This window comes from Kiritimatiellia bacterium (assembly GCA_028715905.1).
GTDB lineage: Bacteria > Verrucomicrobiota > Kiritimatiellia > JAAZAB01 > JAAZAB01 > JAQUQV01.
Map to the genome: position 1 here is coordinate 1 of JAQUQV010000025.1, position 16,022 is coordinate 16,022.

Annotated in this window: 13 protein-coding genes; all 13 read left to right on the plus strand. The window is 57.8% G+C overall.

Annotation, left to right across the window (positions count from 1 at the left end):
• The first annotated feature begins 190 nt into the window (after positions 1 to 190).
• The 13 genes from PHP98_06525 to PHP98_06585 all read left to right on the plus strand — a co-directional run bounded on the left by PHP98_06525 (position 191) and on the right by PHP98_06585 (position 16,022).
• Positions 191 to 2,845 (plus strand): hypothetical protein, encoded by a 2,655-nt coding sequence (locus PHP98_06525; protein ID MDD5483290.1) that lies wholly within the window; start codon positions 191 to 193, stop codon positions 2,843 to 2,845.
• A 316-nt stretch (positions 2,846 to 3,161) separates the two neighbouring features.
• Complete coding sequence (locus PHP98_06530) at positions 3,162 to 5,123, plus strand: ATP-dependent helicase (GenBank protein MDD5483291.1); 1,962 nt, start codon at positions 3,162 to 3,164, stop codon at positions 5,121 to 5,123.
• 66 nt (positions 5,124 to 5,189) lie between these two features.
• Entirely contained in the window at positions 5,190 to 6,047 is an 858-nt protein-coding gene (locus tag PHP98_06535) for an AraC family transcriptional regulator (protein MDD5483292.1), read from the plus strand.
• 121 nt (positions 6,048 to 6,168) lie between these two features.
• Entirely contained in the window at positions 6,169 to 7,134 is a 966-nt protein-coding gene (locus tag PHP98_06540; GenBank protein ID MDD5483293.1) for a hypothetical protein, read from the plus strand.
• A gap of 33 nt (positions 7,135 to 7,167) precedes the next feature.
• Positions 7,168 to 8,187 carry a hypothetical protein gene (locus PHP98_06545; protein MDD5483294.1) on the plus strand — a complete coding sequence of 340 codons (1,020 nt, stop codon included), beginning with the start codon at positions 7,168 to 7,170 and terminating at the stop codon, positions 8,185 to 8,187.
• Between the two features lie 479 nt (positions 8,188 to 8,666).
• Positions 8,667 to 9,260 carry a hypothetical protein gene (locus PHP98_06550; GenBank protein MDD5483295.1) on the plus strand — a complete coding sequence of 198 codons (594 nt, stop codon included), beginning with the start codon at positions 8,667 to 8,669 and terminating at the stop codon, positions 9,258 to 9,260.
• A 90-nt stretch (positions 9,261 to 9,350) separates the two neighbouring features.
• The gene (locus PHP98_06555; protein MDD5483296.1) at positions 9,351 to 11,726 is read left to right on the plus strand and encodes a hypothetical protein; all 2,376 of its coding nucleotides are present in this window, start codon (positions 9,351 to 9,353) and stop codon (positions 11,724 to 11,726) included.
• Between the two features lie 107 nt (positions 11,727 to 11,833).
• Complete coding sequence (locus tag PHP98_06560; protein ID MDD5483297.1) at positions 11,834 to 12,865, plus strand: 4Fe-4S dicluster domain-containing protein; 1,032 nt, start codon at positions 11,834 to 11,836, stop codon at positions 12,863 to 12,865.
• Positions 12,855 to 13,679 carry an FAD/NAD(P)-binding protein gene (locus PHP98_06565; protein MDD5483298.1) on the plus strand — a complete coding sequence of 275 codons (825 nt, stop codon included), beginning with the start codon at positions 12,855 to 12,857 and terminating at the stop codon, positions 13,677 to 13,679. Before PHP98_06560 ends, PHP98_06565 begins: the two co-directional genes overlap by 11 nt.
• A gap of 8 nt (positions 13,680 to 13,687) precedes the next feature.
• Positions 13,688 to 14,173 carry a 4Fe-4S binding protein gene (locus PHP98_06570; protein MDD5483299.1) on the plus strand — a complete coding sequence of 162 codons (486 nt, stop codon included), beginning with the start codon at positions 13,688 to 13,690 and terminating at the stop codon, positions 14,171 to 14,173.
• Positions 14,174 to 14,177: 4 nt separating this feature from the next.
• Positions 14,178 to 15,104, plus strand: coding sequence for an NADH-quinone oxidoreductase subunit H (locus PHP98_06575; protein MDD5483300.1), 927 nt, complete (start codon positions 14,178 to 14,180; stop codon positions 15,102 to 15,104).
• A 4-nt stretch (positions 15,105 to 15,108) separates the two neighbouring features.
• Positions 15,109 to 15,585 (plus strand): NADH-quinone oxidoreductase subunit NuoB, encoded by a 477-nt coding sequence (gene nuoB, locus PHP98_06580; protein ID MDD5483301.1) that lies wholly within the window; start codon positions 15,109 to 15,111, stop codon positions 15,583 to 15,585.
• Positions 15,582 to 16,022: an NADH-quinone oxidoreductase subunit C gene (locus PHP98_06585; protein ID MDD5483302.1), complete on the plus strand. Its 441-nt coding sequence runs from the start codon at positions 15,582 to 15,584 to the stop codon at positions 16,020 to 16,022. Before nuoB ends, PHP98_06585 begins: the two co-directional genes overlap by 4 nt.

The following is a 16,022-nucleotide window of genomic DNA, read 5'->3' on the forward strand; positions in this document are numbered from 1 at the left end:
ATGGTCTTGTCCCGCCTTCCGGGCCTGCCCGTAGCGGGCAAAGCCTTCCAAATCTTGCTTCTGTTGCCCTCTAAACCGCACTCCTCTCGCCTTTTATCACTCTCCGGCTTTCTTGACGCGGCCCTGCGGGGCCCGGCCTTCGTTTTGTTTTGTGCTTGTTGATGGCGCATGAGATCGCTATGATGACGGCATGACGGCAAGGCGGATTGGGCTTTTTTCATTTGTCATCACGCTTGGCGTCTGGGCATGGTTTTCATGGCCGCTGCCGCGCTACCTGACGTCCGGCATTCCCGCCGCGGCGCACCTTGCGCCGGCCGAAGCGCAGCCGCTCATCCCCGGCGACCACCTGCAATTCATGTATTACTGCTGGCTGGCCGGCGACATGATTTTCGGCAAGACGCCCCTTTTTTGCAATCCTTATGAATTCAATACGGGCAGTGACCGGGCCGGCCTCTCTTCTTCCTGCGAAAGTGTTGCCGCTCTAAAATCCTCCGCGGCCGGTCAGGATGTTTTGCGGGGCAAGGGTGAAAATTACCGGCCGGACGCTTATTATTTCCCCTTCTCGCTCGTCTATTCGGTTCTGGCCCTAACCGCCGGCCGGGCGTTCGGCTGGAACTTGACCGGCTTGCTGTCCCTCTGGATGACTTTTTTCCTGGCTTGGCTACTGGTGCGGCGTTATTGCCGGCCCGACTGGCTGGCCGCCTGCGCCGCATTGATTGCCATTACCCTGCCGTTCCGCTGGATCAATCTTTTCGGTGGCAGCCCGGCCGGGTTTGCCTGCGTTTGGATTCCGGCCGTTTTACTCGGGATTGATCTGGCCGTGCGCGCCGGCAAACCCTCCGGCGGACTATTGGCGGGCGTTTCCCTGCTTTTTGCCTCGTGGACCGACAACCATGTTTTTTTCTTCGGCGCATTGGTATCGCCGTTCTGGGCGCTGGTGGCTGCCGCGGCCGGGCCGGATGCAAGCAAAACACGACGGCATTCATGGCAGAAAGTTTTTACGGCCCTCCTGCCGATTCCCCTGTTTCTGGGGGGCGCGCTCGCCTTCCCCGCCTTGATGCAGATGTTTGCCGGCGCCGCCGCAGCAAATCAACACCTCACCGCCTCGGCCTCGCTTGGCGCGCGCGCCTGGCGCGAGGTCGCGCTCTATTCGCCGCAGGCGGACGGTTTTTTTGGCTGGCTGACTTCGGGCGTTTCCAGTCATATCTACCTGGGCCTGACGCCTTTGGCGTTCCTGGCGGCCGGCGCGGCCGGCTTGATATGGGCGGTTGTGCGCCGCAGTCCGGCCGGCCCGCGCCGGCTATTGGTCATGGTTTTAATGCTGGCGGCGCTGGCCGGTATCATGGCGCTGGCGCTCGGCACGAACGGTCCGGAACACGCCGTTTTGTTCAGAATATGCAGAAAAATAATTCCTCCCTATGCATTTATCCGCCAGCCGGCGAAAATATTCTGTCTGATGCCTCCTTTGCTGGCCGCGGCAACCGGCCTTGCTTTAAGCGCCGTTTTTGTCCATGTAAGGGCCCGGCCGATAAAAATTCTGCTGGCGGCGGTTTTTTGCGCGGCCGTCGCGGGCGAACATGCGTTGCGCGTCAATCCGACCGTCTCGCTGCTTGACGATCAACAGGGCGCTTATGCCGCCGTGGCCGAGGACGCCGCCGCGGCGGGCAAAGCGCCGCACGCGCTGGTGGTAATCTTGTGGCCGGGCGATTCGCATTATTCTTCCGTTTATCAGTATTACGCCTCGCTTTACCGGGTCAGGATGGTGAACGGTTATAACCCGTTTGTCTCAAAATACTATTTTGACAACGTTTTCCGCCGGTATGAAAGCGCCAACCAGGGGCGTCTGACCGACGAACAGATTGACGGACTGTTGCGGCGGGGGATTGAATATGTGATTTTACACGAAGACCTTTTCCCGGAAAAAGTGAGCCCTTTTCCCGTTGGTTTCACCCTGCAACAATTCCTCGCGCACCCCCGCCTGCGGGTTATCAGGCAGGACGGCCGCGTCTGGGCCTTCAAAATGTTGCCCGGTCCGGTTGAAAAGGATGAATTAAAAACGGACCATTGGGTTTTCGGCTGTGCCCGCCACTGGGTGGCGGAGAATTGCGCCGGCGGCAAAACGCGCGTCAGCCATGACGACCTCAATGTGTTCGGCTCCTATACGGTTTTAAGCGGGCCCGGATCATGGCTCGCGGTTCCGGCCCTGCGGGTCGCGCCGTCGCCGCACTTGCGCTGGATGATGCGGGCGCGGGGCGCGGGCGCGGTCGTCGCCGTCATTTCCGCGGACGGGAAAGCGGTCAGCCGCGATTTGATTGATATTCAGTCCGATGACTGGGCATGGATTGACATCCCCATTGATCATTTTGACCATTTTAATCCGCTTGGCTTGAAAATTGAATACGAGAGCGGCGCGGTGGAATGCAGCCGGATTCTCTTAACCGCCGGACCGTGGGTTACCCCCTGTGCCGGCCGGACAATTGACCTGCCGGCGCCCGGCATGTTTCATGCCGGTTACACGAGTCTGGACGGGGGCGCGGTTGTGCTGGAGAAGGAGCGCGAGGCCAAAGCGCTTATTTTTTACGGACCGAAAATGCCGCTGGAAAAGGGGCGCTACCGGATTGAACTCATTTTCAATTCGGATGCTCCCCGGGGCGTTTTGCTGGGACAATTCAACGTCAAGCGCCATGACCGCGATTGCATCCTGAACTGGGTGCCGGTCGTGGCCGGGGCGCGTTCCCTGACTGAATTCGTCCAGCCGCAGAACGTGCCGATGTATCTTGAATTCCGGTTTCTCGGCCGCGGAAATCTGAGAATCAACGGCATCAGAATCACGCGGTTGGAATAAAATGATAGCGCCTTCCTTTGGACTATGATGTTTGGATTAGCACCTGAAATGTCAAAAACCGTGATGAAAAGCAAGAAAACAATGCTGGGTAAGGATGATGGGGGTATGCCTTTGAAAACGCTGCGGTCGGGCCTGTAATAATGCCCTTGATTTTATTGCTGAATCTTTGTACAAACGAGTTCATGCGCCGTTCTCCTGTGATGGTTTCTTTTTATCCACCCATTAAGAGATCAACGGCGCATTTCCACTTTATTTCGGAAGAGGCAACAGGGAAATAACATTGGGTTGCGGGCATAGCCCGCTTTGGATGACAGATTTGGAATCAGAGCTTAATCCCGAACAGATTGCCGCGGTGCAGGCGCCGGACGGCCCTCTGCTGGTGCTGGCCGCGGCCGGCACCGGCAAGACCCGCACGCTGGTCTACCGCGTGGCGCATCTCGTCGGCCGCGCGGTTGAGCCCCGGCGCATCCTGCTGCTGACCTTCACCAATAAGGCCGCCCGCGAAATGCTGGAGCGCGCCAGGAATATTGTCGGCCCGGAAGTGAGCGGGCTCTGGAGCGGCACTTTTCATCACCTGGCCAACCGCATTTTGCGCCGCCACGCCCATTTGCTCGGCTTTGCGCTTGATTTCACGATTCTTGACCGGGATGATTCCCGCGGCCTCATGCGCGCCTGTCTCAAGGAGCTCAAATTGACCGACCGCCAGTTTCCGCGCGCGGAAGTGCTCCTGGCGCTTTTGGGCGGCGCGGTCAACCGGCGCGTTGATCCGGAGGAAGCGGCCGCCGCGTGTTTTAAGGATCATCCCGTGGATATTAGCGACGTGCTGCGCGTCCTGGCCTTGTACGGCGAAAAGAAACGCGGCCTCAACGCCATGGATTTTGACGATTTGCTCGTCAACTCTTACGAGCTTTTCCGTTGCCACCCGGAACCTCTGGCAAAATACCGGGAACAGTTTTTGTATATCATGGTGGATGAATATCAGGATACCAGCCTGATTCAATCCGACATGGTTGACCTGCTGGCGGCCGGCCGCCGCAATATCATGGTTGTGGGCGATGATTTTCAAAGCATCTATTCCTGGCGCGGCGCCAATTACCGCAACATTCTCACCTTTCCCGAACGCTATCCGGACGCCCGGCAGTTCAAGTTGGAAACCAATTACCGTAGCGTGCCTGAAATCCTGACGCTGGCCAACGCCTGCATTGCCGGTAATCCGCGCCAATATCAGAAAACTTTACGCGCCACCCGTCCTCCTTACTCCCGGCCGACCTTCGCCGTTTTGCGCGACGGCGCCCACCAGGCGCGTTATGTCATTGCGGAAATCCAGCGCCTGCGCCGCGCCGGCCTTGCCTGGCGCGACATGGCCGTTCTTTACCGCGCGCATTACCACGCCATGGAGCTCCAGCTTGAACTGGCGCGCGCGCAGATTCCGTTCGCGGTCATGTCCGGCGTAAGGTTTTTTGAGCAGGCCCACGTCAAGGACGCCTGTTCCCTTCTGCGCGTCATGCACAACCAGAGGGACAAGCTGGCCTTTGTGAGACTGTTGGGTCTCCTGCCGGGGGTCGGGGAAAAGACGGCGGCCAAATGCTGGGACAAGCTCGGCGGAAACTTCGCGGTTGGCCGCGAAGAACAGCGGCGGTTGCTTGCAACACTGGTGCCGGCCGCGGCCCGGGCGGCCTGGGAAAAAATCGCCGGATTGCTGGAGGAATATCCGGGGGGAAAAGAGCCGTCCGCGCCGCCGCGCCGCGCCGGCGGCCAGAAGCATGACCCCGGCAAAGTGATCCTGGATTTTGTCAGCAGGTTTTACGACGAATATCTGCTGGAAACCTACGACGACCATGAGCGCCGGCTGGAAGATTTGAGCGGGCTTTCCGGTTTTCTGGCCGAATTTGATTCTGTTGAGGAGTTCCTGAACGAAGTGGCGCTGGTTACCAATCTGGACGCCGACCTGGACCGCATGGACCGGGCGGCGGCGGATTGTCTGAGGTTGAGCACCGTGCATCAGGCCAAGGGACTGGAATGGCGCGCCGTGTTTATTCTCTGGGCCGCGGAGGGCATGTTTCCTTCCGCCCGTTCTTTGAACGAGGCGGGCGGCGACGAGGAGGAACGCCGTCTTTTTTACGTGGCGGTTACGCGCGCCAAGGACGATCTTTTCTTCTGCTTTCCGTCCGTCCGCCGCAACACGGACGGCGGCGTCAACTTCATGAACCCATCCAGATTTCTGGTGGAGGTTCCGCCGGAAAGCCTGAAAACGGAACAAATCGGTTTTATCGCTTGAAAAAAGGGAACAAGGCGGTTAAAACCTTTCCGGTTTCGCGGCCGGTCTTTTTCCGAGGGACAGGGCATGGGCAAAGTTAAAACATGGATTCCGGCTAAATTTCTGTTTCCCCCGTTTCAACTTGTCAGCTGGGTAAAATATCCGCCCCGCTGCGGCGGAGCGTCCCACACCCACGCGATGTTTCAAGTGCTCATTGTGATTGCCGGCGCTTTTCATCTGGCCGATCCCGATGGAAAGAAAATGAGCGCCGGGCCGGGGGAATGCCTGGTGATGCCGCCCGGCAAGCCGCACGCCTGGGCGTCCGGCGAAAGCGCCTGCGAGGTTTTGCAGATATTGCACCGTCCGCTGCTCCTTGAAAATTACGGCGACCTTTCGGTTTTATTCGGCCGGCCGGATGCCGGTTGGCACAAAGTGAAAATCGGCCGGAAAATCGCGGAAGAAATTTCGGGCCGTCTTAAGGCGGAGTTCAGCGTCACGCGGCCCGCCGACAGCATCCTGGTGTTTGTCTACCTGCTGGAGATATTTTCGTTGGTATTACGGAATTTCTGCCGCGAAAAGGGGGTTTCGCCCGGAACAAGGCAGGGTGAAATCGCGGCGCAAAGGGCCTTGGTTTATATCCAGGAGCATTACTGTGAAAAACTATCCCTCCCTGCTCTTGCGCGGGTAGCGCGCCTGAGCGCAAGCCGTTTTTCCGAGGTATTCCGGGATAAAACGGGCTGTTCGCCCGTAAAATATCTGAACAAATACAGGATGGAAAGGGCCGGAATTATTCTGGCCCACACCGGCTTGTCCGTAAAAGAAGTTGCCGAACGGCTCGGTTTTGAATCCATTCATTATTTCAGCCGGGCTTTTAAACGGCATTTCGGGCGCAGTCCTTCGGCTTTTCCGCTGAAAACGGGCCGCGCCGCAAAAAGCGGCCCGTAAGATTGTGCAAACAAAAAGCCGGATTATGCAAAGACATAAGCCGGCCGATGGTTTATATTGGTTCATGTAAATACAGGCAAAGGACAGGAGTTGAACAAACAAATGCCGGGAGGGAAGCAACATGCTGACATCAGGTGAAGTGAAAAAACTTGCAAAGGAATGCGGCGCCGATATCGTCGGGATCGCCTCAATGGATCGTTTTGAGGGCGCGCCGAAACAGATGGACCCGCGCTATATTTTTCCCGGGGCAAAGTCAATGATTGTCATGGGCTTCCGCATTTTGCGCGGCGCGTTGCGCGGGATAGAGGAAGGCACGTTTTTTTCGACTTATTCAAGCATGGGATACGCGGCCATCAACAAGATATACCAGCCCATGACCCTGTGGAATTTGTGCAAAGTCATAGAGGATGACGGTTATGAGGCCGTGCCGATTCCCAATAACTTTCCGTGGACCAACACCGATTCCTCCGGCCAGTATCCGGAGAAAACCGGCCTGCCCCGGCCGGAATTCAGCCGGCCGGTGTCGCCCGACAAGCCGGCCCCGGACGTGTTCGTGCATCTCAGGATCGCCGCGTTCTGCGCCGGTTTGGGCGAGATCGGGTACAGCAAGATATTCCTTACCCCGGAATTCGGCCCGCGCCAGCGTCTGGCGGCGGTGATGACGGACCTGGAGCTTGCACCCGACCCGGTGATGGAGCCGGGGACGATTTGCGACCGTTGCATGTCGTGCGTCCGGGAATGCACGGGGCAATGCATCCATCCGAAAAAAACGGTGAAGGTTGTTCTGGCCGGCAAGCAGGTTGAATGGAGTGATATTGATTTCAAAGTATGCCGCCGGTATTTCTGCGGAGCTTCAAAGGAATACAATCCTTTCATAACGAGCCCGGCGGACGAGGCGGGGTTCAATCAGGACGCGCACGAGTCCCAGCAGTATAAAGTCGGCGCTCAATACGGGTACGGCCGGGCGCTGGAAGGGGCGCGGGGATGCATCCGGGCGTGTATGATTCACCTGGAGGAACGCGGCCGGGTGAAAAATAAATTCGCCAATCCCTTCCGCCGTTCCAAGCCCTGGAAACTGCCGCAATAAATTTTTTGGCGGATGCAAGCGCGGGGAGGCGCCATGAAGTTTTCCGTTGGCTATCAGCTTTCCGGCGAAGACGAGCCGCCGTTCAGCGGCGCGCTCGGCGGGCTGCTTGATCATGTGGCGGAGGTGTATTTTCCGTGGCCGGATACGCCGAGCGGCCGCGCCGTCATGGCCGTTCAGGACGGCTGCGTGGACTGGAACGGCCGGGAGACATTGGAAAACGATCTGCGCCTTTTCAAAAAAAGGAATATAAAGCTCAATCTGCTTCTGAACGCGAACTGCTACGGCCGCGACAGCCTTTCCGAACACTTCCGCAATTTCATCTGCTCGCTGATCGCCCACCTTTGCGAAAACATCGGCTTGGACGGCGTCACCACCGCCTCCCTGTTTGCGGCCGCGGCGGTCCGGAAAGAGTTTCCCGCGCTTGATGTCCGCGCCTCGGTCAACATGCGAATCGGGACGATCGGCGCGATGAAGATGGCCGCCGCGTATTTTGACAGCTTTTGCGTCCAGCGCGAGTTCAACCGGGATTTAGAGCGGCTCGCCGAGCTTAAAAACTGGGCGGACGGGAACGGAAAAAAACTAATCATGCTGGCCAACAGCGGATGTTTCAATTTTTGTCCCGGGCAGGTGTTTCACGACAACCTCGTGGCGCATGAACGGGAAATTTCCGGCATGAAAAATACGGCCGGGTGGAACCCCTGCGTGTGCCGGAACTACCTTGCCGACCGCCGCGCCTGGAGCGCTTTGCTGCAAAATTCATGGGTCAGACCCGAGGAACTTGTTCATTACGGCGGCTTGTTTCCGCTGGTCAAGCTGGCGACGCGCATGCACGCCAATCCCGAGCGCGTGCTCCGGGCTTATATTGAGGGAAAATTCACGGGAAACCTGCTTGACCTTTTTGAGCCGGGCTTCGCCCCTCTGCTCTATCCGTTCATTATTGACAATACCCGTTTTCCGGCGGACTGGTTCAGGCGGACGACGTCGTGTTCGCGGCGTTGCGGCGATTGTAAATACTGCGAAGAAGTCATGGACGCGGTGCTCGTGAAACTGTGAGTTTAGCTTCGGTTCCGTCCGAAGCCGTCGTCCGTGTTTTGAAGCCTGCGCCAACCGCCGCCCGCACAAGCTCAATATCCGGCTGGCCAGATTCGGATACTCCCCGCGTTTCACCAGCAGTAAATACCGGCTGTTCTGCGCCACAAACTTTCGCCGCTTCAGCCGTTGCTCCACGCTCCAGCTGACCGGGTTGTCCAGTATTATTTTCTATCTTCTTGCTTCAGGCTGTGTTACCCCCAGGGGTAACACAGTCTTGACGTTTAAGTTTGTCAGGTTAAATGCCGGTTGACAAAGGATAAAATTAGCTTTATTTTTTACGCATCGTTTTGTTCTGAAACTCTCAATGCCGGATTGATATGCATCCAAATATTCTTGCCTTAACTCTTCTATCTTCTCCGCGCCCGCATGCGCGGTTATAAAAACCATCATATTCCAAAAATAAACGCATCCGCCGCATTGCAAGAAAAGGAATCCAGATAATGAAAGAAGTATCCATCATCCTTGTTGGATTGAGCGCCTACGGCATTGAGAATTACGACACGGCCTGCCTGCGTGCTAAAACCGCCGGCGGCGTTGAGATTCTCTTTGTCACCTCCCATGCGGTCGGAGAAACGCTGCCTCTCATGAGTGAATTTATTTTTGAAAAGACGAGGGTGGAATTGCAGGCGGGTTCCGCCCTGCGGGCCGTATTCAACGACGGCCAGACCAGGGAATATCGCCTGCCCGCATCCGACCAGTCGTTCAACAAGCTCTGGCAGTGCATTGAAGCCGTACGCACCGGTTTCCGGCCGGTGTGCGGACCGGAGGCGGCCCGCGCCCAGACGCTCTGCATGAACGGCGCCCAGGAATCCATGCCGGAAATTATATCGTTTCCGCAGGGCATGATCCGCCGCCGGCGGGACGAGAAGGGCCAGGAATATGTTTTTGCGGAAAATTTGAGCGCAACGCTTGAAAACTGTTACGGCGAGTGGAAACTGCCGTCGGAAAAGGATATTCCATGGTCCAGACCCGGCCGCAGGATCGGCTTGTCTGCCTACGAATGGTACCCGGGCGGAAAAAGGGCCATGGAATAAGATTATTTTCCGGCGCGTGTATGTCTTATGCGCAGTATTTTGTCATCGTCGCCTTCATCGGCGGCCGTTTTTCGCGGTAAAATTGCAGCCATGATGTTTTGCACGGGCCTCTACGCCATGTTCGCGCAAATTATCCTGACGCGCGAGCTGATGGTGGCGTTTTACGGCAACGAACTGACCATCGGGATTATTTTCGCGGCCTGGCTGTTGATGGTCGGCGCCGGCTCGCTGGTCGTCAGGCCTTTGCTGGGGCGGGCGGGCGAAAAAAAATTAAGCGCCCTGGCGGCCGGGTTATTGGCCGTATCGGCCGCAATCCTGCCGTTGCTTGTATTTGCCGCGCGCGCGCTGAGGGTTTTTTTTTGTGTCCCGATGGGCGAGTACATGGGTTTGCCGCCGATCATGGCCGGCGCCTTCCTGGTCCTGGCGCCGGTCTGTCTTATTATCGGGATTTTATTTCCGGTAACCTGCCGTTTGGCGCTTCTCAAGAATGGAAGCGCGGCCGGCGTTTACGCCGCGGAATCGGCCGGCAGCATGTCGGCCGGCGTGATTTTTTCCTTTGCGCTTGTTAATTTTCTGCCGCCCCTGGGCGTGGCCGTCGCGGCGGCGGCGTGCGGCCTTTGCGGGAGTGCGCTGGTTGCGCCGCGTTTTTTTCTGCGCAAAGCCGGCTGGGCCGCGGCTTCGGGCCTGGTGATCATATTGGCGTTACCCGGCCCGATTAACGCCCTGGAGATGAGGGGCATCAGGCTGCGCTGGGAATCATTCGGCGTTCTGCCGCGCGGCGCCGGGCATGCCTCCGGGCAGCCGCGTCTGGTCGCTTCAAGGGACAGCCGTTACCAGAACCTGGCGCTGATTGAATCGGAAGGGCAAAAGACGCTTTACGGCAACGGCCAGGTGATCTTTGCCTTTCCCGATCAGATTTCCGCCGAACAGAAAATCCATTTTATCATGGCGCAGAAGCCGGATGCAAAACGCGTCCTGCTTATCGGCGGCAGTCCCGCCAACGACATCCCGGAACTGCTGAAATATCCTTTAACCGAACTTATCCATGTGGAGTTGGATGCTCTCATCAATGGCATGCTTTCTGACGCGGCCGGCGATGCGTACCGCCGGGCCGGCGCGGATCCGCGTTTGCGGAAATGCCCGGCGGACGGTCCGCGTTTTGTGAAAAACAGCCGGGAAATTTTTGACGTTGTCATAGTTGAAGCGCCCGAGCCGACCACCGTAAGCTTGAACCGTTTTTACACCGTGGAGTTTTTCCGCGGCATCAGCCGCATTCTTGCCCCGCGGGGTTTCCTTTATACCGCGGTCAATTCCTCCGAACAATTGCGGGATAAAACCGCCGGCATGACCGCTTCCATTTACAGGGCGCTGCAGACGGTTTTCCCGCGCCTGCTGGCCACCGCCGGGCCCCGCGTCCGGTTTTTCGCGGGCAAAGAAGACGCGCCTTTAACGTTTGACGGCAAAACTCTTTACGCGCGCTGGCGCGCGGCCGGGGTCAAGACGGATTATTTCCGGCCGGAATATTTTCTGAACGCCGATGAAATCAGCGTTGATAAAACCGATTTTATGCTTCGGCGGCTTGCGGAAACAGAAGCGCCCGCCAATTCGGCCCTGAAGCCGATCTCGGCGTTTTACAGTCTTTTGCTGTGGAGCAAATACAGTGGCTCGCGTCTTGAACATCTTTTTGGCTTTCTATATCGGATGCGCTTTGAACACGCCGGCGCCGCGGCCGCCGTTGCCGCCGTTTTGTTCCTGATTTTCGCAATCATCATGTTGGGGCGCAAAACGGCGGCGGCCGCCGGCCGCGCCGAGCGGATAATTCTCATAACGGTTGTCGCGGTCACCGGCTTTGCGGCCATGGCGCTTGAATTGGTTTTAATCTTCATGTTTCAAACCCTGCTGGGATACATTTACGCCAGCATCGGGCTGATTCTCGCCATGTTCATGCTGGGACTTACCCTGGGCGCGGCGGCGGTCCGGAAATATCCGGTTGACCGGGCTGTAAAAAACTGGATGCTTTTGCTGACGCTGGACCTGGCGTTAATCCTGGCGGCGGCCGGTCTGCCTTTCCTGATGGAAAACGGGTGGCGTTTTAGCGCGGCCTGGCCCGCGGCCGGCATGATTTATTTCCTGACTTTGCTGGCCGGTTTTGCGGGCGGCGCGCAATTTATCCTGGCCGCCGGTTTGCTGGGCGCGCCGCCGCCCGGCGCGAACTGCGCCCCTTTGCCGCAGCCTCGTTCCGGCCAAAACCGCGCGGTGGAAAATGACGCGCGGGTTCCGCGCAACATCGCCCTTTTGAACGCGGTGGATTTATTCGGCGCGGCGCTGGGCGGCTTGTGCATCGGCATTGTTTTTCTGCCCTTGTTCGGCTTTGGCGGCACCTGCTGGCTGCTGGTGATTCTTAAAGCCGGCACGGCCGCGCTGATTGGCGCCCGGCTGTGTTTTTATGCCCGGAGTTCCGCATAAAATTGCTTTAAAATTGGCGTTTCACGCTGGAATGGACCGGAAATACAAAAATTTGACAAACAGCGCAAAATCCATACAATCACAGCTTTTTAAAAAACACCCAAATTATGATGTATAAACTGGACATAACCAGGCTGGATGATTTTTTAAGCGCCATTTCGACGGGGCGCGATGTTTTCGCGCTTGAAGAAAGCGCGGGGCAGTATCATTTGACGCGCGCCGATTCGTGGCAGCCCGGCCGGCATACTTTGGGCGCGTTTCGCCAGGTGGAGCCCCTGAAAACGCTGGTGTTCCGTCCCCGCGAGTTTCTCGGGGAAATCGGCCGTTCCCGGCCGGAGGCGGTTATGCCGGAACGCATCGTAATCGGCGTGAAAAACTGCGACCTTTCCGCCCTCAAAATCCACGATCATGTTTTTCTCAACACGGAACCCGCGGACCCGCTTTACCGGGAAGCCCGTGAAAAAACCATAATAATTTCCTGCGATTGCTCCGCCGCGCGCGAAGTGTGTTTTTGTCCGGCGGTCGGGGAACAGCCCTATCCGAAAGCCGGCTTTGACATCAATATTTCGCCGACCGAGCATGGGTATCTCGTGGAGGCGGGCAGCGCGCGCGGCCGGCAATTGCTGGAGAAGGCCGGAAAATTTCTTGCCGCCGCCGATGACGCGCTCCTTAAAGAGCGCGACCGGAACCGCCGGGAACTCACCCGGAAAGTTTGCGCGCAGGCCGAGCAAAACGGGCTGGCTTGCGGCGCCGACCTGCGCCGCGCGGTTGAAAAATCGCAGGGGGGAAAAATATGGGACGACTTTGCGCTGGATTGCGTTGAGTGCGGCGCCTGCAACCTGATCTGCTGCACCTGCCACTGTTTCCTGCTGGCCGACGGCGAAAGTAAAAACAAGGCCTTTGCCCGCGTAAAACAATGGGACGCTTGTCTTTACAAGAATTTTGCCGCGGTCGCCGGCGGGGCCAATCCACGCCGCCACCGGGCCGAGCGGCTGTATAACCGGTTTGAAAAAAAATTCAGTTTCTTTCCCGAAATCCTCGGAATTTACGCCTGCGACGGCTGCGGACGCTGCGTTGAGGCCTGCACGGGCAAGATTGACATACGCAAGGTGCTGGGGAGAGCCGTTCATGAGTTGTAACCCTTACATGCCGGTTCCGGCCATACTGGAAAAGGTGATTCAGGAAACTTCCAACATCAAGACTTTCCTGGTGCGGCCGGCCAAACCGCTTGTCTTCAAGGCCGGCCAGTTTGTGGAATTAACCGTGCCCGGGACGGGCGAGGCGCCCTTCACGCCCTCTTCTTCGCCGGCGGAGAGCGAAAAAATTGAGCTCACCATCATGCGCGTGGGAAAAGTGACCGAAAAACTGCACGCCCTGAAGCCCGGCGCGGAGCTGGCCGTCCGCGGTCCGCTCGGCCAGCCGTATCCCCTGGCAAAATATCACGGAAAGGAAATTCTGATCGTGGGCGGCGGCGTCGGCCTGGCGCCCTTGCGGGCCCTGCTCTTTGCGCTGCTGGAAGAGGTTGACAAATACAAGAAAATAATTGTCCGTTACGGCGCCCGGACCCCGGCTGACATAGTTTACCGCAAGGCGGTTGAGGAAAGCTGGGGCCGAAAGGACTTGGACGTCATGATCACCGTTGACAAAAGCGATGCGGACTGGAAAGGCAATGAAGGCGTGGTAACGACCATCCTCGGGCCGAAGAAACTGACCTGCAACCCCGGCGAGGGGGTGGCCGTGGTCTGCGGACCGCCGATCATGATGAAATTTGCGACCCTGGAAATATTAAAACTGGGTTACGCGCCGGAAAACATTTACCTTTCCATGGAAAAAAACATGAGCTGCGGTATCGGGAAATGCGGGCATTGCCGCCTCGGCCCTTATTACGCCTGTAAGGACGGCCCCGTGTTCACCTATGACCGCGTGAAAAATCTGAATAAAATCTGGGACTGAATTAAACAGTGGCAAAACGATTGTTCATAGACCTGAACAAGTGCGACGGCTGCGATAAGTGCGCGGTGAAATGCGCGTACTTTTACCGTTCGCAGGCGGCCGATCACGGCGTCCTCGCCTTGCGCGAAATGGCGGCCTTTGCCCTGGTCTGCCGCCGCTGCGAGGATCCCAGCTGTGTGGCGGCCTGCAAATTTGAGGCATTGGAGCGGCAGGGCGACGGTGTGCTGAAGCGCCATAACCTGCGCTGCGTGAGCTGTAAAAGCTGCAGCCATGCCTGTCCTTTCGGGACCATTTACCCCGAAACGCTGCCGTTTTATGTCAGTGCGTGCGATTTCTGCGCCGCAGCGGACGGCGGGGAGACGCCGTGCGTGATCAGCTGCGCAAAGAAAGCCATTGAGTTCAGGGAAGTGGAAGAGTCGCCCAAGGACGGTGTTTTCCTGATCGGCGAGCGCCTCGCAGTGCGGGCGCCGCGCTGGGACAAGAAGGATGTGTAGCCCCATGAATATTTTTTATCTGATTTTACAGGTGTTGGTTTTTCCGGGGCTGTTGTTTGCCGCCGCAGCGGGGCTGGCGACGAGCTGGGTGGACCGGAAGGTTACCGCGTATGTTCAGATGCGCGTCGGCCCGCCTTTTCTCCAGCCGTTTTACGACGTGCTCAAGCTGATGATCAAGGAAACCTGCGTGCCGGCCGGCGCGGCGCGCTGGCTTTTCCTTTCGGCCCCGTTGCTCGGCATGGCGGGCGCGGCGCTGGCCTCAATGTTGATCTGGCGGGCGTTTCTCCCGCTCGGGCAGACTTTCAGCGGCGATATCATCGTGATTCTGTACCTGCTCACCATGCCCGCCGTTTCCGTGATCATCGGCTCGTTCGCCGCCCAAAACCCGCTGGCCTCGCTCGGCGGCAGCCGGGAGATAAAACTCCTGCTTTCGTATGAGCTTCCGTTTGTCCTGGCCATCCTGGTGCCGGTTGTCCAGACGCAAAGCATCCGGTTTTCCGACCTGCTGGCGGCGGCTCCGGCGGTCTATGCGCCTTCCGGCGTCATCGCGCTGGTGGTTGCGGTTGTCTGCATGCAGGCCAAGCTGACGCTGGTGCCTTTTGACGCCCCCGAGGCCGAGACGGAACTGGCGGGGGGCGCCTACCTGGAATATTCGGGCCCGCCGCTGGGGATTATTAAATTGACGCGCGCCATGATGCTTTTCATAATGCCGCTTTTCTTGGTGGCGGTTTTCTGCGGCGGAATTGTTTTTGACAAGGGCTGGCTGCCGGTCTTGGGCGGAGTTCTGAAATACCTGGGGCTGGTGGTGCTGGTGATTTTAATCCGCAACACGGCGCCGCGGGTCCGGATTGACCAGGCGGTCAGGTTTTTCTGGGGGCCGGCGACCCTCGCCGCCTTGGCGGCGGTTCTGGCCGCAATGATCGGATGGTGACACAATGGGGTTTGCCGTAAATATTCTTACAAGATCGCTGAACGTGTTTCACCTCGGCGGCAGCGCGTGCAACAACTGCGACATTGAGATTCTGGATACGCTTACGCCGCGTTATGATCTGGAACGGTTCGGCATCACGCTTGTCGGCAGTATCCGGCACGCGGATGTTCTCCTGGTCAGCGGCATTTTCAACAAGAAAGCCGCCGTCCGTCTGAAACGGGTATATCAGCAGGCGCCCCGGCCGATTTTTGTCGTTGCGATCGGCTCCTGCGCCTGTACCGGTAACATGTTCCAGAAATCGTACAACTGGGACGTTCCCCTTGACCAATATATTCCCGTTGATATTTATCTGCCGGGCTGTCCGCCCAAGCCCGAGGCGATGATTATGGCAATTCTAAAACTGGTAAACAAATTGCGCGGCGCGCCGCCGGATGCGTCCGCCGGCAAAAGCCGCGCCGCCAAACAGAAGAGAGGCGCATGAAAAGGGAAGAAATAATCAGCCTGATCAGGGAAAAACTGGAAGGCAAAATCATCAATTGGACCGAAAAGTCCCCCCGGCGGATATATGTTGAAGCCAGGCCGGAGGATATCCCCGAAATATCCCGCTGTTTGTTCCGCGATCTGGAGGCGCGTTTTTCAATCGCCACCGGCACGGACACGCCCTCGGCCATGGAAGTGCTTTATCACTGGGCCTTTGACCAGTGCGGGATGTTTTTCAGCGTGCGCACGAAGTTGAACCGGGAAAAACCGGAGATTGAATCCATTACCGCGATTTGCAGGGGCGCGGAATGGATTGAACGGGAGATGTGGGAACTGCTGGGCATCACCTTTCATAATCACCCGGACATGCGCCACCTGCTTTTGAGCGATGACTGGCCCGCGGGCAAATATCCGCTGCGGCGGGATTATGTGCGGTAA